Below are 25,497 nucleotides of genomic sequence, written 5' to 3' on the forward strand. Positions count from 1 at the left end.
CGCGACCATTGCGGATCATCATGCACGCCATCTGCCTAATGACTGCTGATCAGGTGCCTGTATTCATGAACCAACTGCCGTTCCTGCCGTTTTCCAAACCCACCATCGATGAAGCGACGATTGCCGCGGTCGGCGACGTGTTGCGCTCGGGCTGGATTACCAGCGGCCCGAAGGTCCAGGCCTTTGAGCAACAACTCTCGGAGTATTTCGGTGGGCGCCCGGTACTCACCTTCAACTCTGGCACCTGCACCATGGAAATCGCCTTGCGCATTGCCGGTGTCGGGCCAGGTGATGAAGTGATCACCACGCCGATTTCCTGGGTGGCCACCGCCAACGTGATTCTGGAAGTCGGCGCCACCCCGGTGTTTGCCGACATTGACCCGATCACCCGCAACATCGACCTGGCTCAGCTCGAAGCCGCCATCACCCCACGTACCAAAGCCATCCTTCCGGTGTATCTCGCCGGGCTGCCGGTGGACATGACGCACCTGTACGCACTGGCGAAAAAGTACAACCTTCGGGTGTTGGAAGACGCGGCCCAGGCGTTGGGCTCCAGTTGGAACGGCCAGCGCATTGGCTCGACCGGGGATTTGGTGTCGTTCAGTTTCCAGGCGAACAAAAACGTGACCTCGTCAGAGGGCGGTTGCCTGGTGTTGAACAACGATGAGGAAGTTCGACTGGCGCAGAAGTACCGCTTGCAGGGCGTCACCCGCAGTGGCTTCGATGGCCTGGATGTCGATGTGCTGGGCGGTAAATTCAACATGACCGACGTCGCAGCGGCCATCGGCCTTGGGCAATTTGCTCACATTGAAGCCATCACCGCCCATCGCCGTGAACTGGCCAGGCACTATTTCGCCTGCTTTGGCGAGGATTTCGAGTCGGTGTACGGGGCTCAATTGCCCCCGGCGGATTTCGAGAACAGTAACTGGCACTTGTTCCAGCTGGTATTGCCGGAGCGCGGGGATGGCAAGCCGGCGCGGGCTACCTTCATGGAGCAGATGCAGGCGCTGGGGGTCGGCATCGGCTATCACTACCCGCCGATTCATTTGTTGAGTCTTTACCGCGAGCGCGGTTTCAAGGAGGGCATGTTCCCGGTCGCCGAACGGGTCGGACGCCTGATTGTCTCGCTGCCGATGTTCACGGCCATGAGCAAAGCGGACGTCGAGCGTTCGGTGGCGGCGGTCAAAGCTGTTCTAAAGCCTTGAACCGTTCCTTGTAGGCGCATGGCTTGCCCGCGATGGCGTTTTCGAAAACGCCATCGCAGGCAAGCCATGCTCCTGCAAGAGCAACGTTATTCGCCGATGGCAGCCTTGTAGCCGGCGGCGTCGAGCAGCTTCTCCAGATCGGCAGCGTTGCTTGGCTTGAGCTTGAAGATCCACGCGCCGTACGGGTCGGAGTTGAGCAGCTCTGGCGATCCACTCAGTTCTTCGTTGATCGCGATCACTTCACCGGCAATCGGGGAGTAGATGTCGGAAGCAGCTTTAACCGATTCCACCACACCGGATTGATCACCGGCGGCGAAGGCTTTGCCGACTTCAGTCAGCTCCACGAACACCACATCACCCAGCGCTTCCTGCGCGTGATCGCTAATGCCCACGGTGACGGTGCCGTCGGCTTCCAGGCGGGCCCATTCGTGACTTTCGGCAAAACGCAGGTCGGCAGGAATATCGCTCATGTTCTGTGTCCTCAAAAAAGTGTCGGCGGTTGTAGTCCGCCAGAAAAGGTTAGATCAAGGTTTTGCCATGGCGTACGAAGGTCGGTTTGACCACTCGGACCGGGTACCACTTGCCACGGATTTCCACTTCGGCGCGGTCGGCAGTTGCCATCGGCACGCGCGCCAGTGCTATCGACTTGCTAAGCGTAGGAGAGAAACTACCACTGGTGATCTCCCCTTCGCCAACATTGGCGATGCGGACCACTTGATGAGCGCGCAAAACCCCTCGTTCCTCAAGGACCAGCCCCACCAGTTTGTGCTGTACGCCACCGGCCCGTTCGCCTTCCAGGGCCGTGCGCCCGATGAACTGGCGCGTGGCCGGTTCCCAGGCAATGCTCCAGGCCATGTTGGAGGCCAGCGGTGAGACATCCTGGTGGATGTCTTGGCCGTACAGGTTCATGCCAGCTTCGACGCGCAAGGTATCCCGCGCACCCAGGCCGATAGGAGAAATGCCCGCACCGACCAGATCGTTGAAAAAACCCGGCGCCTGACTGGCCGGCAACACAATTTCCAATCCATCTTCCCCGGTGTAACCGGTGCGAGCGATGAACCAGTCCCCTTCGGGCTGGCCTTCGAAAGGCTTGAGTAGCTGAATCAGGTTACTGCGGGCCTGGGACACCAGTTCGCAGACTTTTTGCCGGGCCTGAGGGCCTTGAATGGCCAGCATCGCCAGCTCGGCACGCTCGTTGAGCTGCACATCGAAACCATCGAGGTGAGCCTGCATCCAGGCGAGGTCCTGATTGCGGGTGGAAGCGTTGACCACCAGGCGATAACCGTCGTCGAGACGATAGACAATCATGTCGTCGACGATACCGCCACGCTCGTTGAGCATGGTGCTGTACAAGGCACGGCCGGGGCTGTGCAGGCGTTCGACGTCATTGGCCAGCAAATGCTGGAGCCAGGCCTTGGCCTGGGGGCCGCTGACATCGATCACGGTCATGTGGGATACATCGAAAACCCCGCAATCGCGGCGCACCTGATGGTGTTCCTCGACCTGCGAGCCGTAATGCAGAGGCATATCCCAACCGCCAAAATCGACCATCTTCGCGCCGAGGGCGAGATGAAGGTCATACAGAGGCGTACGCTGTCCCATGGGTTTCTCCTTCCGGGCGTGGCGAAGGTGCGGACAGGTGCTGCACCGGGGTGAAAACCTTGAAATAGAAGGTTTCCAGCCGATTTCAGCTACCGGGTCTGTCAGACGGACCGCACCGAATGCCGCGCATTGTAGCCGCAAGGTGTAGGACTGACACCTAGCTGTTTCGATGCGCCGAACGTCGAATCAATCCGATGACCGGTAACAGCCCGACCAGGACCAGAGTCAGCGCCGGCAAAGAGGCCCTCGCCCACTCACCTTCGCTGGTCATTTCAAAGATCCGAACGGCCAGCGTATCCCAGCCAAACGGGCGCATTAGCAGGGTCGCGGGCATTTCCTTGAGCACATCGACAAACACCAGCAACCCCGCGCTCAAGGTACCGGGCAACAGCAATGGCAGATACACCTTGAAAAACAGTCGTGGCCCACTGACGCCAAGGCTACGTGCCGCTTCGGGCAAAGATGGCCGTATACGCGCCAGACTGCTTTCCAGTGGGCCGTAAGCCACTGCGATGAAACGCACCAGATAGGCCAGCAGTAACGCCGACAGACTGCCCAGCAGCAACGGCTTGCCCGCACCACCGAGCCAGCCCGACAGCGGGATCACCAGTTCGCGATCCAGGTAACTGAACGCCAGCATGATCGACACCGCCAACACAGAACCCGGCAAGGCGTAGCCGAGGTTGGCCAGGCTGACGCCGGAGCGGATGGCTCGGGTCGGTGCCAAGCGTCGCGCGAACGCCAACACCAGGGCAACACTGACCGTAATCAATGCGGCCATGCCACCCAGGTACAAGGTATGGAGGATCAGCCCGGTGTAGCGCTCGTCCAGATCAAAGCGCCCGCGTTGCCAGAACCAGGCCACCAGTTGCAGCATCGGAATGACAAACGCACAGGCGAACACCAGGCCACACCAGCTCATCGCCGCCAGCGCCTTTAAGCCTCGCAAGTGGTACAGCGCCTTGACCCGTGGTCGTTCGTTACTCGCCCGGTTGGCCCCGCGAGCACGACGCTCGCCGTACAGCACCAGCATCACCACTAACAGCAACAGGCTAGCCAGTTGCGTAGCGGTGCCGAGGCTGAAAAACCCGTACCAGGTCTTATAGATCGCGGTGGTGAACGTGTCGAAATTGAACACCGACACCGCACCGAAATCCGCCAGGGTTTCCATCAACGCCAACGCCACCCCCGCGCCAATGGCCGGGCGAGCCATCGGCAAGGCCACTCGCCAGAACGCCTGCCACGGGGATTGTCCGAGAACCCGGGCGGCTTCCATCAGGCCTTTGCCCTGAGCAAGGAATGCCGTGCGAGCCAAGAGGTAAACGTAAGGATAGAAAACCAGCACCAGCACCAGGATGACACCGCCGGTGGAGCGCACGCGCGGCAACCTCAGGCCCGTGCCAAACCATTCGCGTAACAGGGTTTGCACGGGGCCGGCAAAGTCCAGCAGGCCGACGAAGACAAATGCCAGCACGTAGGCCGGAATCGCAAACGGCAACATCAGTGCCCAATCGAGCCAGCGTCGACCGGGAAACTCACAGAGACTGGTGAGCCAGGCGAGGCTCACGCCCAGCAGGGTGACGCCGACACCGACACCGAGTATCAACGTCAGGGTGTTGCCCAAAAGGCGCGGCATCTGGGTGTCCCAGAGGTGGGACCAGATCTGTTGATCGATGGTTTGCCAGGACAGCAGTAAAACACTGAGAGGCAACAGGACCAGCGCAGCGATGGCGAAGACCAGGGGATACCAGCGGCGTTGGGCGGGGTGGGCCAAGGAGGTTCTCTAGAAAGTTAAATGATTGTGCCCACGCTCTGCGTGGGCACATATCTTGTCACGCTCGACGCTGAGCGTCGGGGGATGCATTCCCACGCAGAGCATGGGAACGATCAGCAGAGCGTGGGAACGATCAGTGGTGTCAGTTCCAGCCTGCCCGATCCATCATGCGAATCGCTTCAGCCTGGCGCTTGCCGGCCACTTCCACGGGCAGGGTATCGGCAACGAACTTGCCCCAGGCCGCGACTTCTTCAGAAGGCGCTACCGTCGGGTTGGCCGGGAATTCCTGATTCACATCAGCGAAGATCTTCTGTGCTTCCGGCGTGGTCATCCACTCCACCAGGGCCTTGGCGGCTTCCGGGTGCGGGGCGTGCCTGGTCAGGCCAACGCCGGAGAGATTGACGTGTACACCACGGTCGGCCTGGTTCGGCCAGAACAGCTTCACTGGCAGGTTCGGCTTCTGCTTGTGCAAACGACCGTAGTAGTAGGTGTTGACGATGCCCACATCGCATTGACCCGCGTTGATTGCTTCCAGCACTGCGACGTCATCCGAGAACACGTCGGTGGACAGGTTGTTCACCCAGCCCTTGAGGATCTTCTCGGTTTTTTCGGCGCCGTGGATTTCGATCATGGTGGCCGTCAGGGACTGGTTGTAGACCTTCTTCGCCGTGCGCAGGCACAGGCGCCCTTCCCAGTTTTTGTCGGCCAGCGCTTCGTAGGTGGTCAGCTCGCCCGGCTTCACTCGATCAGTCGAGTAAGCGATGGTCCGCGCCCGCAGGCTCAGGCCGGTCCAGGCATGGGAGGATGCGCGGTATTGCAGCGGGATATTGGCGTCGATCACCTTGGAGGTGAACGGTTGCAGGATGCCCATCTGCTCGGCCTGCCAGAGGTTACCGGCATCGACCGTCAACAGCAGGTCGGCGGTGGCGTTTTCGCCCTCGGCCTTGATCCGCTGCATCAGCGGCGCTTCCTTGTCGGTGATGAACTTCACCTTGACGCCCGTCTTGGCGGTGTAGGCGTCGAAGACCGGCTTGATCAGCTCGTCGATACGCGATGAGTAAACCACCACCTCGTCAGCGGCCTGGGCGGCGGTACTGCCAATCAGGGTCAGGGCGAGTGCAGTCAGTAGACGCTTCGGTAGCATGGGAGCGATCTCTCGATTGAAAAATTGAGGCCAAATGATAAGGACTCACATTTAGCTTCTCAATCGATCCGTTCGCGGAGGAGTTACCAGATGTTGCACTGCCTGAGATGCGCAGTGAATGTACTGACGCCTTCGCGGGCAAGCCCGCTCCCACAAGGGTCCAGGTGATTACACATTATGTGTGAACACTGAAGATCCTGTGGGAGCGGGCTTGCCCGCGAAGACGTCAGCCGTAACGCAGATATCAAGCCTTGGCCAGCGCCGGCAAATCCCCGGTCAATCCCAACGCCTCGCGCACGAACAACGCCTTGGCTTCGGGCATCTGGTCGACCATCTTCAACCCGGCATTGCGCAACCATCGAACCGGCAGCGGATCCGCCTGAAACAATCGCTCAAACCCTTCCATCGCCGCCATCAGCGCCAGGTTGTGGGGCATGCGTCGACGTTCATAGCGGCTGAGCACTTTCACGTCCGCCAAGCGTTCACCACGAGCGGACGCTTGCAACAGCACTTCCGCCAGCACGGCGGCATCGAGAAAACCGAGGTTAACGCCCTGCCCCGCCAGTGGGTGAATGGTGTGCGCCGCGTCGCCGATCAGCGCCAGGCCTTCGGCTACATAACGCTTGGCATGGCGCTGACGCAGGGGCACGCACAGACGCGGATCAGCGCCAAGCACTGTGCCGAGCTGGCCTTCGAATGCTCGTTCCAGTGCCTTGCAAAAACCCGCTTCGTCCAGCGCCATCAAGCGTTCAGCTTCACTCGGCGTGGTCGACCAGACGATTGAACACCAGTCCTGCTGGCCGTCGCGTTCCAGCGGTAAAAACGCCAACGGACCGTTGTCGGTGAAGCGCTGCCAGGCTGTCATCTGATGGGATTTGGAACTGCGCACGCTGGTGACAATCGCGTGGTGCATATAGTCCCACTCACGTGTCGCCACGCCGGTCAGACGCCGAACTGCCGAGTTGGCGCCATCGGCCGCGATCACCAACGGCGCACGCAACGTGCGGCCGTCGGCCAGGGTCAGCAGCCAGTCGTCGCCCGAGCGGCGCATCTGTTCCAGGCGCGCATTGGCCAGCATCCCGAGGTCGCAGTCGTGCAGGCGATCGAGCAAGGCGTCCTGCACCACGCGATTCTCGACGATATGCCCCAGTACGTCGGCATGCACGCTGGTGGCCGAGAAATGGACCTGCCCGGTGCCGCTGCCATCCCAGACGTGCATATCGGTGTAAGGACTGCTGCGCCGCTTGGCGATGCCGTCCCACACGCCCAAGCGCTCGAGAATTCGTTGGCTGGCCGCCGACAAGGCGCTCACCCGCGGTTCGAACGGTGCCTGGTCATCGAAGGGTTTGACGCTCAAGGGGCTGCCGTCCAGCAGCAGGACTTCCAGCCCGCTGTCCTGCAACGCCAGCGCCAGGGCGCTGCCGACCATTCCGGCCCCGACAATCAGCACATCTGCGCGCATGTCCATGCTTTAAGCCTGTCTCGCTGGCGGCTTGAGCCGCACGTAAAGGGTTTTTTCGACTCGCGCCACCAAGGTGCCGGCGCCGTCGTGAATATCGACCTGCAATTGCGGCAGGTATTTCTCGCCACCGGCCGTTTGCCGACGGATCTCGTCGAGCAACGTCTCATCGATCCGGAAATTGGCGAACACCGGGCCTTTGCCCGGCGAAATGAAATCGATGTCCGCCGCCTTATCCCAGACGATGTAATGGCGCCCGAGGTTTTCCATCAGCATCAACATGTAGAACGGATCAACCATCGAATACAGGCTGCCGCCAAACTGGGTGCCTACGTAATTGCGGTTGTACCAGCTCAGGCCCATGGACACCGTGATGTCGCGAAAGTCATCGCTGATGTGCCGCACCCGAACCCCGGCACCCATGTACGGCGGGTAAAACGACATGAAGCAACGCATCAATCGCGCTTTGCCGAATGTGTTCGTCAACCACTTAAGCATCGGGACGCGTACCCAGGCCCATGGCCTGCCGGGCGAACCAACGCTTGGCCGGCGGCAGCAGGTCGAGACCGAGCAAGCCGAGGTTGCGGCCCAGCGAAACCAGCGGCTGAGTGCTGCCGAACAAACGGGTGACCTGATCGGAAAAACCTACCGTCAGGTTCTGATCCAGGCGTTGGCGCTCACGGTAAGCCTGCAATGTGGCGAAATCGCCCAGCGATGCCTCGCCCGCCAATAACGCATCGGCCAAGGCCTGAGCATCACGCAGCGACAGGTTGAAACCTTGCCCCGCAATCGGATGCAGGCTGTGCGCCGCGTTACCGAGAATCGCCAGATGCGGGCGCACCTGCTCTTCGGCTTCGATCAGTGTCAGCGGGTAAAGATGTCGCGCGCCGACCTGCTTCAACGTGCCGAGGCGATATCCGAACACACCTTGCAACTCGCTGAGGAAGCTACGGTCATCCAGTGCCGCCAGCCGTTGCGCGTCCATGCCCAGACGGGTCCAGACCAACGCGCAGCGGTTTTCCGGCAGCGGCAGCAATGCCATCGGGCCGTCGTCGGTGAATCGCTCGAACGCCATGCCGTTGTGCGCTTCGCTCGGGGTGATGTTGGCGATCAGGGCACTTTGGTTATACGGGCGTTTCTTGATGCCGATCCCCAGTTGCTCGCGCAGGCCTGAACGGCCGCCATCGGCGAGCACCGCCAAGTCGCACTCCAGGGTGGTTTCGTCATTGAGGGTCAGGCGGTAACCGTCAGTCAGCGGTTCCATGCGGGTGACTTCCGCCGGGCAGCGCCAAGTGACCACGTCCTTGTCCAGGCCTTGCCAGAGGCATTGGCCCAGCCAGGCGTTTTCCACCACATAACCCAGTGCCGGAACGCCCTCTTCCATTGCCGATAAACGCGCGGTGGAAAAACGTCCACGGTCGGACACATGAATCTGCTTGATCGGCTCGGCGCGGCGGGAAATTTCCTGCCAGACGCCCAACCGTTGATAAATCTGTTTGGCACCATAGGACAGCGCCGAGGAGCGAGCATCGTAGCTCGGCTGGTACGTATCACCCGGGGCGAATGGCTCGATCAGGACGATTTTCCAGCCGCGAGACTTGGCCCCGGCCTGCAACGCCAACGCCAGGCTGGCGCCCACCAGGCCGCCACCGATGATTGCCAGATTGACCCGGCTCATGCTGCTTGTGTCCGCGCTTGCGCCATCAGGGCCTCGATCTCGGCAACCGTTTTCGGTACGCCTTTGGTTAATATTTCACAACCGGTCTTGGTCACCACCACGTCGTCCTCGATGCGCACGCCGATACCGCGCCATTTCTTCGCCACGTTCTGGTTGTCCGGGGAAATGTAGATTCCCGGCTCCACGGTGAGCGCCATGCCGACTTCCAGCACACGCCATTCGCCACCGACCTTGTATTCGCCGACGTCATGCACATCCATCCCCAGCCAGTGACCGGCGCGGTGCATGTAAAACGCCTTGTAGGCTTCGCTGGCGATCAACTCGTCGACGTCACCCTGCAACAGGCCAAGCTTCACCAGGCCGGCAGTAATCACTTTAACCGTGGCTTCGTGCGCCTGATTCCAGTGCTTGTTCGGGGCGATTTCGGCAAACGCGGCTTCTTGCGACGCCAGCACCAACTCGTAGATCGCTTTCTGCTCCGGTGAATACTTGCCGTTGACCGGCCAGGTGCGGGTGATGTCGCTGGCGTAGCAGTCGATCTCGCAACCGGCGTCGATCAGCACCAGGTCACCGTCCTTGAGCACGGCGTCATTCTGCTGGTAATGCAGGATGCAACTGTTGCGCCCCGCCGCGACGATCGAACCGTAGGCCGGCATCTTCGCCCCGCCCTTGCGGAACTCGTAATCAAGCTCGGCTTCGAGGCTGAACTCGTGGAGCCCGGCGCGGCTGGCCTGCATCGCCCGGATATGCGCCTGGGCAGAAATCCGTGCGGCTTCACGCATCACCTTCACTTCTGCCGCCGATTTATACAGGCGCATGTCGTGAAGCAGATGATCCAGGGCAACAAATTCGTTCGGCGGCTGGGCACCGAGGTGCGCTTTGGAGCGGATCACGTTGATCCAGTCCATCAGGTGCCGATCGAATTCGGGGTTACTGCCCATGGCCGAATACACCCGGTCACGGCCTTCGATCAGGCCCGGCAGGATGTCGTCGATGTCAGTGATGGGGAAGGCATCGTCGGCACCGAAGTCGCGGATCGCGCCCTCCTGACCGGCGCGCAAGCCGTCCCACAACTCGCGCTCGGCGTTGCGCTCACGGCAGAACAGGATGTATTCGCCATGCGCACGCCCCGGCATCAAGACAAAGACCGCCTGAGGCTCGGGAAAACCGCTGAGGTACTGGAAATCGCTGTCCTGACGATAGACGTGCTCGACGTCGCGGTTGCGGATGGCCACCGCGGCGGCGGGCAGGATGGCGATGCTGTTGGGTTCCATCTGCGCCATCAAGGCCTTGCGGCGACGGCTGTATTCCGATTTCGGGATATGAATCATGGGCAGATGGTTTTCCCTTTTACGATTAATGCAAAGACGGTTTGGCAGCGGCCGGCACGTCTTTTTTGGTCTCGGAGAACAGCAGCAGCGGCGCTACGCGCAGGTATTCCATGACTTCCATGTAATCGCTTTCGCCATCTTCGGACTCTTCCAGGGCATCTTGCACCTGAGAAATGGCCGCCAGGTCCTGCAATACTTCGGTGGCTTCAGTGCTGAGCGTGCTGCTGTCCCGGCAGTTCAAGCCGAAACCGCTGAGGAAGCCCTGGCACCACTCACCCAGTGCGACGGCACGGTCAACCAGGGGCGCGTCATCGGTCGGCAGCAGCAGAACAACGGTCACGTCGTCGCCGGTCAGCTCGCCCTTGACCATATCCTGCAAGCCGATCAAGGCGTTGCGGACGTTGTCCTGCGGTTCGCTTTCCAGCAGTTCGGCGGCATCGATCAACCACTCTTCGGCATTGAAACCGGCACCGGCGCAACTGCGGCCGAGCAACAGGCCATGCAGTTCGGCAGGCGAGACGTTATGACCGCTGGAGGTCAGCAGTGTGGCGAAGGCTTGGTACGGGGAATTCTGAATGGTCATGGGCAGCTAGGCGCCAGACGGCGCTATGTCTAGAATGAAGGCCTTGTATCCTACATCGACAGACTCGCCAAGACTATTAAAGGCTGTCCGCCAGCTACCACCCATCAAGCACAATATCAGTGGACACAATGGAAGACACCGACCTGCAAGCGCTGATGGCCAGACTCGAACTGCTGATTAATCGAGTCGAGCAACTTAAGAGTCAAAATGGACTCTTACTAGCTCAGGAAAAGACCTGGCGCGAGGAACGCGCGCACCTCATTGAAAAAAACGAAATCGCCCGGCGTAAGGTCGAATCGATGATTTCGCGCCTCAAGGCCCTGGAGCAAGACTCATGAGTTCAAGCAATAGCGTTACCGTGCAGATCCTCGACAAAGAATATTCGATCATTTGCCCCCAGGAAGAACGCAGCAACCTGGTGAGCGCCGCCCGCTACCTGGACGGCAAGATGCGTGAAATCCGCAGCAGCGGCAAAGTCATCGGCGCCGACCGCATTGCCGTCATGGCCGCGCTGAACATTACGCACGACCTGCTGCACAAGGAAGAACGCCCGGATGTACAGGCCAGCGGCTCGACTCGCGAACAGGTGCGCGACTTGCTGGATCGCGTCGATCTGGTGCTCGCCACCGATCCGGACGTCACCAAAGGCTGATTCGTCGAACCGCTTGGGTTATACTCGCAACACTCCCTGGGGTGCTTGCCAGTTGACCACGTCCCTGAGCCGATTCGCACTACCCTGGAGGTTGCACGTTGGGCTGGTGTGCATGTCCGCTAGACGGAAAGCCTTAAAGCCTACTGCATCTTCCACCTTGAACTTTCGGGTTCAAGGGCTAAGTCAGCAGCGGTTCATCCGGGGAGCCTGATTCCAGTCCGATGCCGGTTTTATGCCGGCATCGGCTTTTTTACGGGTACGCTTTACGTACTCGTCCTGCCGAAGCCTGAATCCATGACCGAACCTGCGCTGCTTCCCCGCCCGCAACTTCGACGCATGCTGCGCAAGGCCCGCCGCGCACTGACACCCAGTCAACAGCGCCAGGCTGCTCGCGGGCTGTACAAGCAATTGGCCCAACAGCCGTTGTTTCGCCGCGCCAGACACATCTCCCTGTACCTGCCGACCGACGGTGAAATTGACCCGCGCGTATTGCTGCGTGCCGCCCAACGTCGGGGCAAGGCGACGTATCTGCCGGTGCTCAGTGCCTGGCCGCGAACCAAAATGGTGTTCCAGCGAATTCGCCCGGGCGAAACACTCAAACCCAACCGCTTCCGCATCCTCGAACCACGGCACAACCTCGCCCGGCAACGCAAAGTCTGGGCTCTGGATCTGATTTTGTTGCCATTGGTGGGGTTTGACGATGTCGGCGGACGCCTGGGCATGGGCGGTGGTTTCTACGATCGAAGCCTGGCCTATCTGGCGCGCCGCAAATCCTGGCGCAAGCCGACGCTGCTGGGGCTGGCCCATGAATGTCAGAAAGTCGAACGATTGGCTCAGGCGAGCTGGGATGTACCGCTGCAGGGAACGGTGACAGACAAGGCGTGGTACTTCGCACGCTAGACGCCACTGCCAAGAGCGGCGTCCAAAAGACAGGTTTAGCGCTTGAAGGCCGACGGTTGCTGTTGCTGCGCGATTTCGATCGGCGCGTCAGTCTTGTTATTCCACAGGCTTTGGGCATAACCGGTGGTTACGACGCCGAGGCCGAACAAAATAACCAAAATCCATAGTAAATCCGGTTTGCGTTTCATCGATTGCCCCCCAAAGGCACATCAACACGATGACAGCAGCGGTTTCCGTTGTAGGTGTAGGCCGTGCAGCAGCGTCAAGCTTAGAAGGCCGGCATTTTGCGACAACGTGAACTGACACGCAAACGCTGGCGTCAACCGACTGTCGGTTTGTCATAAAATTGCCGGACAACCTGTCCACTCACCTCGCAAGGAGCAAAATCCATGGCCTATTGGCTGATGAAATCCGAGCCGGACGAACTCTCGATCAAGGGCCTGGAGAAGCTCGGCCAAGCGCGCTGGGACGGGGTTCGCAACTATCAGGCGCGTAATTTTTTGCGGACGATGGCGGTCGGTGACGAGTTTTTCTTCTACCACTCCAGTTGCCCGGAGCCGGGAATTGCCGGGATAGGGAAAATTGTCGAAGCGGCCTATCCGGACCCCACGGCATTGGAGCCGGAGAGTCATTATTACGATCCGAAGGCCACGGCAGAAAAAAACGCCTGGAGCGCGATCGATGTCGCACATGTCGAGACGTTTGCCAGGGTGTTGAAGCTCGATTATCTGAAGCAGCAGACCGCGCTGGCCGAGATGCCATTGGTGCAGAAGGGCTCGCGGTTGTCGGTGATGCCTGTCACGGCTGAACAGTGGGCGGCAGTCATCGCGCTCAAACCGTAGAAACGCCTGCGCGTCTGAGAATGCCATCGCGGGCAAGCCCGCTCCCACAGAGATCTGGGGTGGATGCAAAACCTGCATACACTGGAGAATATTGTGGGAGCGGGCTTGCCCGCGATGAGGCCGGATCAGACAACAGAAGTCTTATTGAATGATCAGGTTGTTGAACAACAAATCCTCAACCACCGGCTTGCCGGTTTCGTCGTTCATCACCTGCTGGGTCTGCTTCAAGGCTTCCTGGCGCAGTTTTTCCTTGGCTTCGACGTTGTTCATCGTCTCGGTGGTTTGCTGGGCAAACAACGCCACCAGCTGATTGCGGATCAGCGGTTCATTGGCCTTCACGGCCTTGGTGGCGTCCTCACCGGTCACGCGCAATGCCACATCTGCCTTGTAGACCTTGAGCTTCGGCGTACCGTCCAGCCCATAGTTGCCCACGAACGGCGGACTCAGGGTGATGTAATTGACCTTCGGAGCTTCACCTTCTTTGGCTTCTTCGGCCATCGCTGCCACAGGCAGAGACAGGGCCAGCAACAACATGATCCACGCTTTCACAATTCGCTCCTTATCCGGTTTGCGGCCTAGCATAACGACCCGCCGCTCAAGCACAAGCTTATGGCTGACTATCAGGGTCGGGCATGCTCGTTGACCCATCGACTCACACACCTACACTTATCGGCCATCACTCCCAAAGGAATAGCCCTGATGAAAGCCGTGCTGTGCAAAGCCTTCGGCCCTGCCGAATCGCTGGTACTGGAAGACGTCGCCAGTCCTGTCGCCAAGAAGAATGAAATCCTGCTGGACGTGCACGCCGCCGGGGTCAACTTCCCGGACACGCTGATCATCGAGGGCAAATATCAATTCAAGCCGCCCTTCCCTTTCTCCCCGGGAGGTGAAGCCGCCGGCGTGGTCAGCGCAGTGGGCGAAAAGGTCAGTCATCTCAAGGTCGGCGACCGGGTCATGGCCCTGACCGGCTGGGGCAGCTTTGCCGAGCAAATCGCAGTACCAGGCTACAACGTATTACCGATCCCGCCCTCGATGGACTTCAACACGGCCGCCGCCTTCAGCATGACCTATGGCACCTCGATGCACGCCCTCAAGCAACGCGGCAACCTGCAACCCGGCGAAACGCTGCTGGTGCTGGGTGCTTCCGGCGGTGTTGGCCTGGCGGCGGTGGAAATCGGCAAAGCCATGGGCGCCCGCGTGATCGCCGCTGCCAGCAGTGCCGAAAAGCTTGCCGTGGCCAAGGCCGCTGGCGCCGATGAGCTGATCAACTACAGCGAAACCAGCCTCAAGGACGAAATCAAACGCCTCACCGACGGCCAAGGCGCCGACGTGATCTACGACCCGGTCGGCGGCGACCTGTTTGATCAGGCTGTGCGCGCCATCGCCTGGAACGGCCGACTGCTGGTGGTCGGTTTCGCCAGCGGACGCATTCCGGAATTCCCGGTCAACCTGGCACTGCTCAAAGGGGCCGCCGTGGTCGGAGTGTTCTGGGGCTCGTTTGCTCAACGCCAGCCGCAGGACAATGCAGCGAATTTCCAGCAGTTGTTCGGCTGGTTTGCCGAGGGCAAGTTGAAGCCGCTGGTGTCACAGGTGTATCCGCTGAGCAATGCGGCACAGGCGATCAATGATCTTGGGCAGCGCAAGGCTGTGGGCAAGGTTGTGGTGCAGGTTCGCTGACAGCCGCAAAGTCGCCGTCAATTGCCGGGCGGGACCGCTCCATCGCCCGGCAACAGATGCGGCTGAACCTTCTCGCTGCGCGACGGGATCAGTCGCCCATTCTCATCGAAGCGTAAAACGATCACCCAGTCATAGACGCCGTCCGGCCATTTCTCCTGCCCCATCAGTGCCATGCTGTTGCCGCCGAAAGCTGCAATCAATTTGTTGATGCGCCCGTGGTGCCAGGCGATCAACACCGTTTGCGCCTGATTGCTCTGGCGCAACAGTTTGACCAATTTATGAACATCAACGTTGATGTAAGGCTGCTCGATCGGCAAGTTCAAATGTTGCGCCAGCGGAGTCAGGGTCAAGCGCGAGCGCGAACTCTCCGGACTGTCGCCGGCAGCAATCAGCCGTTGAGGGGTCAGTGTCTGCCCCTCCAGCTTCAGCGGATTGAAATAGTCGACATAGGCGGCTGCCCGTTGTTCGCCTCGGGCATTGAGCTCCGTGCCCACGCTGGGTTTTTCCGCATGACGAATGATCATCACGGTAGTGTTGCGCAGACCGGACTGGACGGGATGGTCGGCAATCACCAATGCCAGCAACCCAACAGTGAGAGCGGCCGCCACCAATAATCTCGGCACCAACATGCGAACCGTCAGGGGCATCTCTTATCTCTGTTGATCAATCGGCTGGACTGTCCGCGAGTCTAAGCCCCCCCATGTCCACAGGTGGTGAAAACACCCTGTTCTTACAGCTGAGCGACAGGTTCGTAAAGGAACGTCGTCAGTCAGACCCGCGAAGCGATTGCCTGATCGGCTTTTGATTTGCAGCGCTTGAGCCGCGCCTCCAGATTCCGGTCTGGCATGGCGTGGCTACGCAGGGCATGAGCGGTCTGCTCGACATAATCGCGAGTGGTGCCGTACCGCCCGCAAGCGCTTTCGAACACCTGGCTCAGCACATGATCCGGCAAGTTGCCGGCATAGCTGGGCAGGTGCCGCTCCAGAACAAATCCCAACGCCTGCACCTGGCTTCCGTCTTCGAGACGGCAGTTGAGCCAGTGCGGGCGATAGGACGGGACGGGCATTTCGCGTTGCCAAAGTGCATACAGCGAAGCTTCAAGTTGTTCTTCGGGCAGGCGATAGGCGAAGCCACTGCAGGAGCCGCCGCGGTCCAGGCCGAACACCAGACCAGGCATTTCCGGCGTGCCGCGATGTTCGTGGGACCACAGGTACAAACCGCGATGGTAACCATGCACTCGGCCGCGAACGCGCTCTACTGCCGAACACTCTGGTCGCCAGATCAGCGAACCGTAAGCGAACAACCACACCGGCCCGCCCTTGTGACGCGCCATGGTCGATTGCATCGAGACGAGAAGTTGTTCGTGCGTCAGCTGCGGCCCCAGATCGAGACGCGGAGGGTAAGCCGGATTCACAAAAGCAGATTCAATGGCGGTCATGATGAAAGTGTTCGGCCCCACAAGTATTACAAGATGTAAGCAAAACTCGCTTCATAGAACATATAGCAGTAACCGTAAAACGAAAAGTGCTAAAGGATGTATGACACTCGCAATAGCGCTAAATCGGGATTATCAGCCTCGCTATCGAGTTTTATATAGCCTAATACCATCGCAGGAATATCTTAAATACCTGAATGAAATATGCATAAGCCTTCCACTCGTTCAGGTTCGGTTCAAGAAGATGCAGGAAACTTCCTACTAAAATATCGGACTTTCTGACTTCTCTGTCACTGAACGCCTACGTATAACGGCCTTCCTCTGGCGCAAGCCACCCCGTTTAACCGAGGCTGCATGATGAAAATTCCAGGGCTTTTCACCCTCTTCCTATTGATTCCGTTCGACCAGGCAATGGCGCTGGAGGACTCACAGGGCAAAGGTTTTTGGTACGCACAGACCAGTGTCTATACCAAACATTACTCACCGGACCCAGAACACAATAACAATCAGGATTTGATTGGTATTGAGCGCAATCAGGCATCGGGCTGGGTATTTGGCGGGGCGACTTTTCGTAACTCGTTCAGGCAGCGCTCTAACTACGCCTACGCCGGTAAACGCTATGACAGCGCCAATTATCCGGTGTACCTGAAAGTGACTGGCGGCCTGTTGCAGGGTTATAGCGGTGACTACAAGGATAAGATTCCATTGAACCGCTACGGCGTTGCGCCGGTGATCATTCCGTCGGTCGGCACTCACTATGGACCGTTGGCCGCCGAGCTGGTTTTTCTCGGCGCCAACGCAGCCATGGTTACGACCGGGGTGCGGTTCTAAAGGCTTGGATCAAGATTGAGGATCAAGATCACGGATCAAGATCGCGGATCAAGATCGCGGCGCGTACGCAAACACATCCGCGCGCATTTGATGAGCGTCCATCCCGGCTTCGACCAAGGCATCCAGCGTGCCATAGACCATCGCCGGAGATCCGCTGGCGTAGACATGCAAGGATTTAAGATCCGGGAAATCCTCACACACTATCTCGTGCAACATCCCGCAACGCCCTTGCCAACCGCACTGATCACTGACGACTTTGTGCAGGAACAGGTTGGGCAGTTTCAGCCACTCATCCCAATGCTCAATCTGGTAAAAGTCTTCAGGACGGCGCACGCCCCAATACAGGTGCACTGGATGCTTGAAGCCTGCGGCGCGGCAGTGTTCGATCAGGCTGTGAATCTGGCCCATGCCGGTGCCCGCGCCGATCAGCACCAGCGGACCGTCCGGCAACTCTGCAAGGTGGGTATCGCCGAATGGCAGCTCGACCCGCACTATCGGGTTGCGTTGCAACTGTGCGATCAGGCTCAGCGCACTGTTTTCGCGCGCCAGCACATGGATCTCCAGATCTCGTCCGCCATGGGGTGCCGAGGCCAGCGAGAACGCGGATTTCTCGCCATTCTCACGTTCGATCATCAAATACTGGCCAGCGTGATAACGCGGTGGCTTACCGGCCGGCGCGCGCAGGCGCACACGCCAGGTGTCGCCGCCGACGTCCCTGCATTCAATGACCTGACACGACACGCTGCGCACCGGCAGTTCTCCCAGCGCGAGCACGCCATCCCACAGCACGATGCAGTCTTCCAGCGGCTCTGCTATGCAAGTGTAGAACTCGCCATGGTCACGCACATGGCCTGCCTGCTCGACCCGACCTTCCACCAGCAACGCGCCACATACGTGGCAATTGCCATTGCGGCAGCTTTGCGGGCATTCGTAGCCCAGGCGCCGCGCACCATCGAGAATCCGCTCGCCGGGCAGAATCTCTAGCACTGCTCCGGAGGGCTGCAAGGTTACACGCATCAATCTATTCCTAACTGATTCCAGATGGCATCGATCCGTTGGGTCACGGCGTCGTCCTTGACGATCACCCGGCCCCACTCGCGAGTGGTTTCGCCCGGCCATTTATGCGTGGCATCGAGCCCCATTTTCGACCCCAGGCCTGAGACCGGCGAGGCGAAGTCGAGGTAGTCGATCGGCGTGTTGTCGATCATCACCGTGTCGCGCTTGGGGTCCATGCGCGTGGTAATGGCCCAGATCACGTCGTTCCAGTCCCGGGCGTTGATATCGTCGTCAGTGACGATAACGAACTTGGTGTACATGAACTGTCGCAAAAACGACCAGACACCCAGCATTACCCGCTTGGCGTGCCCCGGATACGACTTCTTCATGGTCACGATGGCCATGCGGTACGAGCAGCCTTCGGGCGGCAGATAGAAGTCGGTGATTTCCGGGAACTGCTTCTGCAGGATCGGCACGAACACTTCGTTCAGCGCCACACCGAGAATCGCCGGCTCATCCGGCGGACGGCCGGTGTAAGTGCTGTGGTAAATCGGTTTGATCCGATGCGTGATGCGCTCGACGGTGAACACCGGGAAGCTGTCGACTTCGTTGTAGTAACCGGTGTGGTCGCCATACGGACCTTCATCGGCCATTTCGCCGGGATGGATCACGCCTTCGAGAATGATCTCGGCAGTCGCAGGGACTTGCAGGTCGTTGCCCCGGCACTTCACCAGCTCGGTGCGATTGCCGCGCAGCAGACCGGCGAAAGCGTATTCGGAAAGGCTGTCCGGTACCGGCGTCACGGCACCAAGGATGGTCGCCGGGTCAGCACCCAACGCCACGGACACCGGGAACGGCTGGCCCGGGTGCTTCTCGCACCACTCGCGGTAGTCCAGCGCGCCACCTCGATGGCTCAACCAGCGCATGATGACCTTGTTGCGGCCAATCACTTGCTGACGGTAGATGCCGAGGTTCTGGCGGTCCTTGTTCGGCCCCTTTGTGACCGTCAGGCCCCAGGTGATCAACGGGCCGACATCGCCCGGCCAGCAGGTTTGCACGGGGAGCATCGCCAGGTCGACGTCGTCGCCTTCGATGACCACTTCCTGGCACACCGCGTCTTTGACGACTTTCGGCGCCATGGCAATGATCTTGCGGAAGATCGGCAACTTCGACCAGGCGTCTTTCAAGCCCTTCGGCGGCTCGGGCTCTTTGAGGAAGGCCAGCAGCTTGCCGATCTCGCGCAGCTCGCTGACCGACTCGGCGCCCATGCCCATGGCGACCCGCTCGGGGGTGCCAAACAGGTTGCCGAGCACCGGAATGTCGTAGCCGGTAGGGTTTTCGAACAGCAGCGCCGGCCCCTTGGCCCGCAGCGTGCGATCACAGACTTCGGTCATCTCCAGCACTGGAGAGACGGGGATCTGGATGCGTTTCAACTCTCCGCGCTGCTCAAGCTGCTGCACGAAATCCCGAAGGTCCTTGAATTTCATTGACGATGGCACCCCTAAAATAGGCGTACATCCTACCTGCTCTGCCGTCCGCTGGCAGCTTATCGCTGTTCAGTTGGCTGCATTCGCGTTGCCATTGCCCAGTGCTGCCCGTGCTCGCAAGTGCTTGAACAACGGCTCAAGGACCGGGGCGATGAACCGCGCGCCGGCCTCGGACAGGTGATTGGTGTCGGTGTACAACGACTGACCACCGAGTTCGGCGCGGCAAAGTCCCGCTTCATCACACAGCACCGGCGCCGGATCCACCACCGTCACGCCCGGGTTGGCTTGCGCCAGTTGCGTGAACAGTTGACTGATGAACGCTTGGCGCTTGAGGTGTTCAGTCACCGCCAGCCCCACGTCGTCGGTCGGGCGATGCAGCATCGCCAGGCGGCTGAGACGATAAGGCGGACTGAAGGTTTGCAGCGGCGCTTCCTTTACCAGCCAGACGCGATGCCCACCCTCTCGTAGCTGCCGCACGGTCGCCTGTAATCCTTCGGCCAATCGTTGCTCGGCGATGGCGCGGTCATAACGGCCACGGGCGTCCGTCAGGACATGACCAAGATCGCCTTTCACATCGCCATACAGATACAGACTCCAGTGCGCGACCAGCACCACATCGCCGACCGATTGCCGGGTCAAGGCTTGTTCGACCCGGCGATTGAACCGGGCACACTGCGCTTCATGCTCCAGCCCTTCAACCGGGATGCAGCCGGGGGAGCTGGCGAGCATCACACTGACACCGTGCTGGTGCGCCCCCTCATCGAACACCGGGATCAGTGCGGCGGCATGACTGTCACCCCAGACCAGCGCCGTTGATACGGTCGGCGTTGGCGTGCCGTAGTGACAAAAGAGTTGGTCGTCCGGGGTTTTGTCGTCGGCCAGGCAGCGCATCAGTTCCGGCCGCCACTCCTTCGCTTTGGCGTATTGAAGGGCCTGTTCAGATAAGCGCGAGGGTAATCCATCGGTCCAGCGCAATGCCTGACCGGCCAGGCCGAGCACCAGCACACCGCACGCGGCGGCAAGCAGGATCTGCCGGCGCCCCGCCCACAACCGCCGCTCGCGAAACGGCGTCTCGACAAATCGCCACGACAGATAACCCAACACCAGGCTGAGCAAGATCAATCCTGTGATATCGAAAGGGCCAAGCTCATCAAGACTGGCGTAGTTGGCAAAAACAAACACCGGCCAGTGCCACAAGTACCAGGAATAGGAAATCAGCCCGAGACCGACCAGCACACGACTGGCCAGCAGTCTGCCGACAAATGTCGGCTGATGCCCGTTGGCCCGGATCAGCGCGACCACACCGAGTGTCGGCAGCAATGCCGCAGCACCGGGAAATGGCGTGCTTTTGTCGTAGCACAACACCGCCAACAGAATCAGCGCCAAGCCAGCCAGGCTGATCGCTTGTGCCCCCATCGTTGTCAGACGCCATTGGCTTCTGGGCGCAACGGCCAGCATGCCACCGGCCAACAGCTCCCAGGCACGCATCGGCAACAGGAAAAATGCTTTTTCAGGGTGATGCGCAACGGCCCACACACTGAGCCCGAACGACACCAGCAACACGGCGAACAGCGCCAGTCGCCAATGTTTCAGGCGACTCGACAGCAGGATCAGCAGTAACGGAAAAACAATGTAGAACTGCTCCTCAACCGCCAGCGACCACGTATGCAGCAACGGCTTGAGGTCGGAAGCCACATCAAAGTAACCATCCTGACGCATGAACAAGAGGTTGGAGACGAACATCACCTGGTAGCGCACCGAGCGGCCCAGCTCTTCGTAATCCTTGGGCGCCAGCAGGAACCAGCCGACTGCGAGCACGGCAGCGATCATCACGAACAGCGCGGGCAGGATTCGCCGCGCGCGACGGGCCCAGAAATCGACAAAACTGAAGCGCCCGGCCTGTCGCTGATTCCAGATAATCGAGGTAATCAGGTAGCCGGAAATCACAAAAAAGATGTCTACACCGACGAAACCGCCGGTGAAGCCAGGAACACCGAAATGGAACAACACCACCGCAATCACGGCGATTGCGCGTAAGCCGTCGATGTCTCTTCGATAAGCAAGCGTGGTCATAAGCAAGAAAGCCAATCAGTTGAAATTATTGGGGTCGCACGCCCAATTCGCTTTTGTACTGACCAACCGTCACCACAAACCTCCCTTTTTTTTTGCAAAAAAAAATGGCGTCCCGAAGGACGCCATTTTTAGCGGCTTGTAAACCGTCTTACTTGCGCTTCATCGACAAGAAGAACTCGTCGTTGGTCTTGGTCGTTTTCAGCTTGTCGACCAGGAACTCGATGGCAGCGATTTCGTCCATCGGGTGCAGCAGCTTGCGCAGGATCCACATGCGCTGCAACTCGTCGTCGGCCGTCAGCAACTCTTCGCGGCGGGTACCGGAACGGTTGATGTTGATGGCCGGGAAGACGCGTTTTTCAGCGATACGGCGATCCAGAGGCAGTTCCATGTTGCCGGTGCCTTTGAATTCTTCGTAGATCACTTCGTCCATCTTCGAGCCGGTTTCAACCAGCGCGGTGGCGATGATGGTCAGCGAACCGCCTTCTTCGATGTTCCGCGCGGCGCCGAAGAAACGTTTCGGTTTCTCCAGGGCGTGGGCATCGACACCACCGGTGAGCACTTTGCCGGAGCTCGGGATCACGGTGTTGTAGGCACGGGCCAGACGGGTGATGGAGTCGAGCAGGATCACCACGTCTTTCTTGTGTTCGACCAGGCGCTTGGCCTTCTCGATCACCATCTCGGCAACCTGCACGTGACGGGTTGGCGGCTCGTCGAACGTCGAGGCAACCACTTCGCCGCGCACGGTGCGCTGCATTTCGGTCACTTCTTCCGGACGTTCGTCGATCAGCAGCACGATCAGATGAACTTCCGGGTTGTTACGGGCGATGTTTGCCGCAATGTTCTGCAGCATGATGGTTTTACCGGCTTTCGGCGGTGCAACGATCAGACCGCGCTGGCCTTTGCCGATCGGGGCGCACAGGTCGATGACACGACCGGTCAAGTCTTCGGTGGAACCGTTGCCGGCTTCCATCTTCATGCGCACAGTCGGGAACAGCGGGGTCAGGTTCTCGAAGAGAATCTTGTTTTTCGCGTTCTCGGGACGATCGTAGTTGATCGTATCAACCTTGAGCAGCGCGAAATAACGCTCGCCTTCCTTTGGAGGACGGATCTTGCCAACGATGGTGTCACCGGTGCGCAAGTTGAAGCGGCGGATCTGGCTCGGCGAGACGTAGATATCGTCTGGACCTGCGAGATAGGAAGCGTCAGCGGAGCGCAGGAAGCCGAAGCCGTCCTGGAGAATCTCCAGCACGCCATCACCGGAGATTTCCTCGCCGCTTTTAGCGTGCTTTTTGAGCAGGGAGAAAATCACGTCCTGCTTGCGCGAACGGGCCATATTTTCTATGCCCATCTGTTCGGCCAATTCGAGCAGTTCGGTAATCGGCTTTTGCTTGAGTTCAGTCAGATTCATATAGGAATGACGTAATCATTTATGGAGGGGGGAAATTAAGCTTTTGGCTTAATGAGGCCGCGCCGCGGAGAAGGCGACAGGATCGCGTACTTATTCGAAAAGGAGTGCGTCGGCGACGGCTAGCAGGGGGCAATGGAGAAACCAGTGCGGGGCCGAATGTACCACCTGAGTTTCGGAGCGTCTAGCCCTCAATAACGAAAAGGCCCCGCAATATGCGGGGCCTTTTTGATGACGCTTTGATCAACGCTTAGATGTTGGCGTCGAGGAAGGCAGCCAGTTGCGACTTCGACAGCGCGCCGACCTTGGTCGCTTCAACGTTGCCGTTCTTGAACAGCATCAGCGTCGGGATACCACGCACGCCATGCTTGGCCGGGGTTTCCTGGTTTTCGTCGATGTTCAATTTGGCAACGGTCAGCTTGCCTTTGTAGGTTTCAGCAATTTCGTCCAGAACAGGAGCGATCATTTTGCAAGGGCCGCACCATTCAGCCCAGTAGTCGACCAGTACAGCGCCTTCGGCCTTGAGTACGTCGGCCTCGAAGCTAGCGTCGCTAACGTGTTTGATAAGATCGCTGCTCATGGAAGTCTCCAGGTTGTAAGCAAAAAAACGTGGCCCATCATAGCTGCCCTTCCCTTGTTCAGGAAGGTGCAGATGATTGAGTCTCGCTATGGTGCTGCATGAGTTTGGGTATAGCTCATATCCCTGCCTGGCGAGAATTCGTGGCGAGGGGGGCTGCTTCGCCGCTCAACGGGGCGAGCCCCTCGCCACAGGGTTGTGCTGGATCAAGGCTTTGAACACTGCGCGTTGGCGCCAGCCTTTGATCGTGGCACGATGTCGAGGTTATCGACCGAGACCCCCTGACCATGCCGCAATCCCAAGCCAAGAATCTGTCCCTGATCGCCGCAATAGACCTGGGCTCCAACAGCTTTCACATGGTCGTGGCCAAGGCCCAGAACGGCGAAATCCGTATTCTCGAGCGTCTCGGGGAGAAGGTTCAACTGGCCGCAGGCATCGACGAAGAACGCCACCTCAACGAAGAATCCATGCAGCGAGGGCTCGACTGCCTCAAGCGTTTTGCCCAACTGATCAACGGTATGCCCCCGGGTGCCGTCCGCATCGTCGGCACCAACGCCCTGCGTGAAGCGCGCAACCGCGCCGAATTCATCCGCCGCGCCGAAGAAATTCTCGGCCACCCGGTGGAAGTCATCTCCGGTCGTGAAGAAGCGCGCCTGATCTACCTTGGCGTCTCCCACACCCTCGCAGACACCCCGGGCAAGCGCCTGGTGGCCGACATCGGCGGCGGCAGTACCGAATTCATCATCGGCCAGCGCTTCGAACCGCTGCTGCGCGAAAGCCTGCAAATGGGTTGCGTCAGCTACACCCAGCGCTATTTCAAGGATGGCAAGATCACCCCGGCCCGTTACGCCCAGGCGTACACCGCCGCGCGGCTGGAGATCATGAGCATCGAGCATGCCCTGCATCGCCTGACCTGGGATGAAGCCATTGGCTCCTCGGGCACCATTCGCGCCATCGGCCTGGCACTGAAGGCCGGCGGCCACGGCACAGGCGAAGTGAATGCCGAAGGCCTGGCCTGGCTCAAACGCAAGCTGATCAAGCTCGGCGACGTCGAGAAAATCGACTTCGACGGCATCAAGCCCGACCGCCGGGCCATTTTCCCGGCAGGCCTGGCGATTCTCGAAGCGATTTTCGACTCGCTCGAACTGCAACGCATGGACCACTGCGAAGGCGCCCTGCGTGAAGGCGTGCTCTACGATCTGTTGGGCCGTCATCATCACGAAGACGTCCGTGAACGCACACTCAGTTCGCTGATGGAGCGTTATCACGTCGACCTGGAACAAGCGGCGCGGGTCGAGCGCAAGGCGCTGCACGCCTTCGATCAAGTGGCCGAGGATTGGGACCTGGACGATGGCGTCTGGCGTGAACTGCTCGGCTGGGCTGCCAAGGTCCATGAAGTGGGCCTGGACATCGCCCACTATCAGTACCACAAGCATGGCGCCTACCTGATCGAGCACTCGGACCTGGCCGGGTTCTCTCGCGAAGACCAGCAAATGCTGGCGCTGCTGGTGCGCGGTCACCGACGCAATATTCCCAAGGACAAATTCGCCGAGATCGGCGATGACGGCACCAAGCTGATCCGTCTGTGCGTGCTGCTGCGCTTTGCGATCCTGTTCCATCACATCCGCGGCACCCAGCAAATGCCTCAGGTGGAATTGAAAGCCAATGGCAACAGCCTGGAAGTGGTATTCCCGGACAAATGGCTGGACGACAACCAGCTGACCCAGGCCGACTTCGCCATTGAAGCGGAATGGCTCACCCGCGTCGATATCGTTCTGAACGCACGCTAAAACACCCTTCGGTAGGAGCTCAGCTTGCTGGCGATGGCGATCTAATGGACGTCATC

At 59.6% G+C, this 25,497-nt stretch carries 26 protein-coding genes and 1 other RNA gene; 9 read left to right on the plus strand and 18 right to left on the minus strand.

Annotated elements, in window-relative coordinates; genetic code table 11:
* Positions 1–65: 65 nt before the first annotated feature.
* On the plus strand, positions 66–1,205 hold the full coding sequence (locus LOY55_RS29270) for a DegT/DnrJ/EryC1/StrS aminotransferase family protein (RefSeq protein ID WP_109785767.1): 1,140 nt from the start codon (positions 66–68) through the stop codon (positions 1,203–1,205).
* 86 nt (positions 1,206–1,291) lie between these two features.
* On the opposite strand, the gene gcvH is transcribed toward LOY55_RS29270, so the two are convergent.
* The 9 genes from gcvH to LOY55_RS29315 all read right to left on the minus strand — a co-directional run bounded on the left by gcvH (position 1,292) and on the right by LOY55_RS29315 (position 10,776).
* The gene (gene gcvH / locus LOY55_RS29275) at positions 1,292–1,675 is read right to left on the minus strand and encodes a glycine cleavage system protein GcvH (protein WP_109785680.1); all 384 of its coding nucleotides are present in this window, start codon (positions 1,673–1,675) and stop codon (positions 1,292–1,294) included.
* Between the two features lie 49 nt (positions 1,676–1,724).
* Positions 1,725–2,807 (minus strand): glycine cleavage system aminomethyltransferase GcvT, encoded by a 1,083-nt coding sequence (gcvT, locus tag LOY55_RS29280; RefSeq protein WP_223522998.1) that lies wholly within the window; start codon positions 2,805–2,807, stop codon positions 1,725–1,727.
* Between the two features lie 157 nt (positions 2,808–2,964).
* Positions 2,965–4,581: an iron ABC transporter permease gene (locus LOY55_RS29285; protein ID WP_223523000.1), complete on the minus strand. Its 1,617-nt coding sequence runs from the start codon at positions 4,579–4,581 to the stop codon at positions 2,965–2,967.
* A 142-nt stretch (positions 4,582–4,723) separates the two neighbouring features.
* Positions 4,724–5,725, minus strand: a complete 1,002-nt coding sequence (locus tag LOY55_RS29290) for an extracellular solute-binding protein (protein WP_109785683.1) — start codon at positions 5,723–5,725, stop codon at positions 4,724–4,726.
* Between the two features lie 244 nt (positions 5,726–5,969).
* A complete protein-coding gene (locus LOY55_RS29295; RefSeq protein WP_223523093.1) occupies positions 5,970–7,187 on the minus strand; it encodes a 2-octaprenyl-3-methyl-6-methoxy-1,4-benzoquinol hydroxylase in 1,218 nt (405 codons plus the stop codon).
* 9 nt (positions 7,188–7,196) lie between these two features.
* Positions 7,197–7,682: a DUF4442 domain-containing protein gene (locus LOY55_RS29300; protein ID WP_077431068.1), complete on the minus strand. Its 486-nt coding sequence runs from the start codon at positions 7,680–7,682 to the stop codon at positions 7,197–7,199.
* A complete protein-coding gene (ubiH, locus tag LOY55_RS29305; RefSeq protein ID WP_223523001.1) occupies positions 7,675–8,862 on the minus strand; it encodes a 2-octaprenyl-6-methoxyphenyl hydroxylase in 1,188 nt (395 codons plus the stop codon). Before ubiH ends, LOY55_RS29300 begins: the two co-directional genes overlap by 8 nt.
* Entirely contained in the window at positions 8,859–10,193 is a 1,335-nt protein-coding gene (gene pepP, locus LOY55_RS29310) for a Xaa-Pro aminopeptidase (protein ID WP_109785685.1), read from the minus strand. The genes ubiH and pepP overlap by 4 nt, the downstream gene beginning before the upstream one ends.
* Positions 10,194–10,218: 25 nt before the next feature.
* Positions 10,219–10,776: a YecA family protein gene (locus tag LOY55_RS29315; RefSeq protein ID WP_223523003.1), complete on the minus strand. Its 558-nt coding sequence runs from the start codon at positions 10,774–10,776 to the stop codon at positions 10,219–10,221.
* A gap of 128 nt (positions 10,777–10,904) precedes the next feature.
* On the opposite strand from LOY55_RS29315, the gene LOY55_RS29320 reads away from it, so the two are divergent.
* The 4 genes from LOY55_RS29320 to LOY55_RS29335 all read left to right on the plus strand — a co-directional run bounded on the left by LOY55_RS29320 (position 10,905) and on the right by LOY55_RS29335 (position 12,328).
* Positions 10,905–11,114, plus strand: a complete 210-nt coding sequence (locus LOY55_RS29320; protein WP_003213954.1) for a TIGR02449 family protein — start codon at positions 10,905–10,907, stop codon at positions 11,112–11,114.
* A complete protein-coding gene (locus LOY55_RS29325; RefSeq protein ID WP_007942435.1) occupies positions 11,111–11,428 on the plus strand; it encodes a cell division protein ZapA in 318 nt (105 codons plus the stop codon). Before LOY55_RS29320 ends, LOY55_RS29325 begins: the two co-directional genes overlap by 4 nt.
* A gap of 30 nt (positions 11,429–11,458) precedes the next feature.
* Positions 11,459–11,637: non-coding RNA, 6S RNA (gene ssrS / locus LOY55_RS29330), on the plus strand.
* Positions 11,638–11,722: 85 nt separating this feature from the next.
* The gene (locus LOY55_RS29335) at positions 11,723–12,328 is read left to right on the plus strand and encodes a 5-formyltetrahydrofolate cyclo-ligase (RefSeq protein ID WP_046032259.1); all 606 of its coding nucleotides are present in this window, start codon (positions 11,723–11,725) and stop codon (positions 12,326–12,328) included.
* Between the two features lie 35 nt (positions 12,329–12,363).
* Here the strand turns inward: LOY55_RS29335 and LOY55_RS29340 are convergent, their stop codons facing one another.
* Complete coding sequence (locus tag LOY55_RS29340) at positions 12,364–12,516, minus strand: hypothetical protein (protein ID WP_007942433.1); 153 nt, start codon at positions 12,514–12,516, stop codon at positions 12,364–12,366.
* Positions 12,517–12,717: 201 nt separating this feature from the next.
* Here LOY55_RS29340 and LOY55_RS29345 point away from each other — a divergent pair, with 201 nt between their 5' ends.
* Entirely contained in the window at positions 12,718–13,170 is a 453-nt protein-coding gene (locus LOY55_RS29345; RefSeq protein ID WP_223523005.1) for an EVE domain-containing protein, read from the plus strand.
* Positions 13,171–13,311: 141 nt separating this feature from the next.
* Here the strand turns inward: LOY55_RS29345 and LOY55_RS29350 are convergent, their stop codons facing one another.
* On the minus strand, positions 13,312–13,719 hold the full coding sequence (locus tag LOY55_RS29350) for a flagellar basal body-associated protein FliL (RefSeq protein ID WP_046032257.1): 408 nt from the start codon (positions 13,717–13,719) through the stop codon (positions 13,312–13,314).
* A 150-nt stretch (positions 13,720–13,869) separates the two neighbouring features.
* On the opposite strand from LOY55_RS29350, the gene LOY55_RS29355 reads away from it, so the two are divergent.
* Positions 13,870–14,847, plus strand: a complete 978-nt coding sequence (locus LOY55_RS29355; protein ID WP_046032256.1) for an NADPH:quinone oxidoreductase family protein — start codon at positions 13,870–13,872, stop codon at positions 14,845–14,847.
* Between the two features lie 17 nt (positions 14,848–14,864).
* Here LOY55_RS29355 and LOY55_RS29360 read toward each other — a convergent pair whose 3' ends face one another.
* Both LOY55_RS29360 and LOY55_RS29365 read right to left on the minus strand, forming a co-directional pair.
* Positions 14,865–15,494 (minus strand): flagellar basal body-associated protein FliL, encoded by a 630-nt coding sequence (locus LOY55_RS29360; RefSeq protein WP_109785690.1) that lies wholly within the window; start codon positions 15,492–15,494, stop codon positions 14,865–14,867.
* A 122-nt stretch (positions 15,495–15,616) separates the two neighbouring features.
* Entirely contained in the window at positions 15,617–16,285 is a 669-nt protein-coding gene (locus LOY55_RS29365) for a gamma-glutamylcyclotransferase (RefSeq protein ID WP_046032341.1), read from the minus strand.
* 354 nt (positions 16,286–16,639) lie between these two features.
* Between LOY55_RS29365 and LOY55_RS29370 the strand changes: the two genes are divergently transcribed.
* On the plus strand, positions 16,640–17,113 hold the full coding sequence (locus LOY55_RS29370; protein ID WP_046032253.1) for a hypothetical protein: 474 nt from the start codon (positions 16,640–16,642) through the stop codon (positions 17,111–17,113).
* Positions 17,114–17,161: 48 nt separating this feature from the next.
* Here the strand turns inward: LOY55_RS29370 and LOY55_RS29375 are convergent, their stop codons facing one another.
* From LOY55_RS29375 to trxA, 5 genes are all read right to left on the minus strand, one after another.
* On the minus strand, positions 17,162–18,130 hold the full coding sequence (locus tag LOY55_RS29375) for a CDP-6-deoxy-delta-3,4-glucoseen reductase (protein ID WP_046032252.1): 969 nt from the start codon (positions 18,128–18,130) through the stop codon (positions 17,162–17,164).
* On the minus strand, positions 18,130–19,596 hold the full coding sequence (gene ubiD, locus LOY55_RS29380) for a 4-hydroxy-3-polyprenylbenzoate decarboxylase (protein ID WP_046032251.1): 1,467 nt from the start codon (positions 19,594–19,596) through the stop codon (positions 18,130–18,132). The genes LOY55_RS29375 and ubiD overlap by 1 nt, the downstream gene beginning before the upstream one ends.
* Before the next feature lie 69 nt (positions 19,597–19,665).
* Complete coding sequence (locus LOY55_RS29385; protein ID WP_223523007.1) at positions 19,666–21,669, minus strand: acyltransferase family protein; 2,004 nt, start codon at positions 21,667–21,669, stop codon at positions 19,666–19,668.
* 148 nt (positions 21,670–21,817) lie between these two features.
* Positions 21,818–23,077, minus strand: coding sequence for a transcription termination factor Rho (gene rho, locus LOY55_RS29390; RefSeq protein ID WP_007942421.1), 1,260 nt, complete (start codon positions 23,075–23,077; stop codon positions 21,818–21,820).
* A 247-nt stretch (positions 23,078–23,324) separates the two neighbouring features.
* The gene (gene trxA, locus LOY55_RS29395; RefSeq protein WP_003206727.1) at positions 23,325–23,654 is read right to left on the minus strand and encodes a thioredoxin TrxA; all 330 of its coding nucleotides are present in this window, start codon (positions 23,652–23,654) and stop codon (positions 23,325–23,327) included.
* Between the two features lie 284 nt (positions 23,655–23,938).
* On the opposite strand from trxA, the gene ppx reads away from it, so the two are divergent.
* On the plus strand, positions 23,939–25,441 hold the full coding sequence (gene ppx / locus LOY55_RS29400; RefSeq protein ID WP_046032249.1) for an exopolyphosphatase: 1,503 nt from the start codon (positions 23,939–23,941) through the stop codon (positions 25,439–25,441).
* Positions 25,442–25,497: the final 56 nt, after the last annotated feature.

The sequence above is a fragment of the Pseudomonas sp. B21-040 genome, from assembly GCF_024748695.1.
Lineage (GTDB): Bacteria > Pseudomonadota > Gammaproteobacteria > Pseudomonadales > Pseudomonadaceae > Aquipseudomonas.

Coding starts and splice junctions, on each gene's coding strand:
- LOY55_RS29270 (WP_109785767.1), top strand. CDS start 66: ATGAACCAACTGCCGTTCCTGCCGTTTTCCAAACCCACCATCGATGAA.
- gcvH (WP_109785680.1), bottom strand. CDS start 1,675: ATGAGCGATATTCCTGCCGACCTGCGTTTTGCCGAAAGTCACGAATGG.
- gcvT (WP_223522998.1), bottom strand. CDS start 2,807: ATGGGACAGCGTACGCCTCTGTATGACCTTCATCTCGCCCTCGGCGCG.
- LOY55_RS29290 (WP_109785683.1), bottom strand. CDS start 5,725: ATGCTACCGAAGCGTCTACTGACTGCACTCGCCCTGACCCTGATTGGC.
- LOY55_RS29295 (WP_223523093.1), bottom strand. CDS start 7,187: ATGCGCGCAGATGTGCTGATTGTCGGGGCCGGAATGGTCGGCAGCGCC.
- LOY55_RS29300 (WP_077431068.1), bottom strand. CDS start 7,682: ATGCTTAAGTGGTTGACGAACACATTCGGCAAAGCGCGATTGATGCGT.
- ubiH (WP_223523001.1), bottom strand. CDS start 8,862: ATGAGCCGGGTCAATCTGGCAATCATCGGTGGCGGCCTGGTGGGCGCC.
- pepP (WP_109785685.1), bottom strand. CDS start 10,193: ATGATTCATATCCCGAAATCGGAATACAGCCGTCGCCGCAAGGCCTTG.
- LOY55_RS29315 (WP_223523003.1), bottom strand. CDS start 10,776: ATGACCATTCAGAATTCCCCGTACCAAGCCTTCGCCACACTGCTGACC.
- LOY55_RS29320 (WP_003213954.1), top strand. CDS start 10,905: ATGGAAGACACCGACCTGCAAGCGCTGATGGCCAGACTCGAACTGCTG.
- LOY55_RS29325 (WP_007942435.1), top strand. CDS start 11,111: ATGAGTTCAAGCAATAGCGTTACCGTGCAGATCCTCGACAAAGAATAT.
- LOY55_RS29335 (WP_046032259.1), top strand. CDS start 11,723: ATGACCGAACCTGCGCTGCTTCCCCGCCCGCAACTTCGACGCATGCTG.
- LOY55_RS29340 (WP_007942433.1), bottom strand. CDS start 12,516: ATGAAACGCAAACCGGATTTACTATGGATTTTGGTTATTTTGTTCGGC.
- LOY55_RS29345 (WP_223523005.1), top strand. CDS start 12,718: ATGGCCTATTGGCTGATGAAATCCGAGCCGGACGAACTCTCGATCAAG.
- LOY55_RS29355 (WP_046032256.1), top strand. CDS start 13,870: ATGAAAGCCGTGCTGTGCAAAGCCTTCGGCCCTGCCGAATCGCTGGTA.
- LOY55_RS29360 (WP_109785690.1), bottom strand. CDS start 15,494: ATGCCCCTGACGGTTCGCATGTTGGTGCCGAGATTATTGGTGGCGGCC.
- LOY55_RS29365 (WP_046032341.1), bottom strand. CDS start 16,285: ATGACCGCCATTGAATCTGCTTTTGTGAATCCGGCTTACCCTCCGCGT.
- LOY55_RS29370 (WP_046032253.1), top strand. CDS start 16,640: ATGAAAATTCCAGGGCTTTTCACCCTCTTCCTATTGATTCCGTTCGAC.
- LOY55_RS29375 (WP_046032252.1), bottom strand. CDS start 18,130: ATGCGTGTAACCTTGCAGCCCTCCGGAGCAGTGCTAGAGATTCTGCCC.
- ubiD (WP_046032251.1), bottom strand. CDS start 19,596: ATGAAATTCAAGGACCTTCGGGATTTCGTGCAGCAGCTTGAGCAGCGC.
- LOY55_RS29385 (WP_223523007.1), bottom strand. CDS start 21,669: ATGACCACGCTTGCTTATCGAAGAGACATCGACGGCTTACGCGCAATC.
- rho (WP_007942421.1), bottom strand. CDS start 23,077: ATGAATCTGACTGAACTCAAGCAAAAGCCGATTACCGAACTGCTCGAA.
- trxA (WP_003206727.1), bottom strand. CDS start 23,654: ATGAGCAGCGATCTTATCAAACACGTTAGCGACGCTAGCTTCGAGGCC.
- ppx (WP_046032249.1), top strand. CDS start 23,939: ATGCCGCAATCCCAAGCCAAGAATCTGTCCCTGATCGCCGCAATAGAC.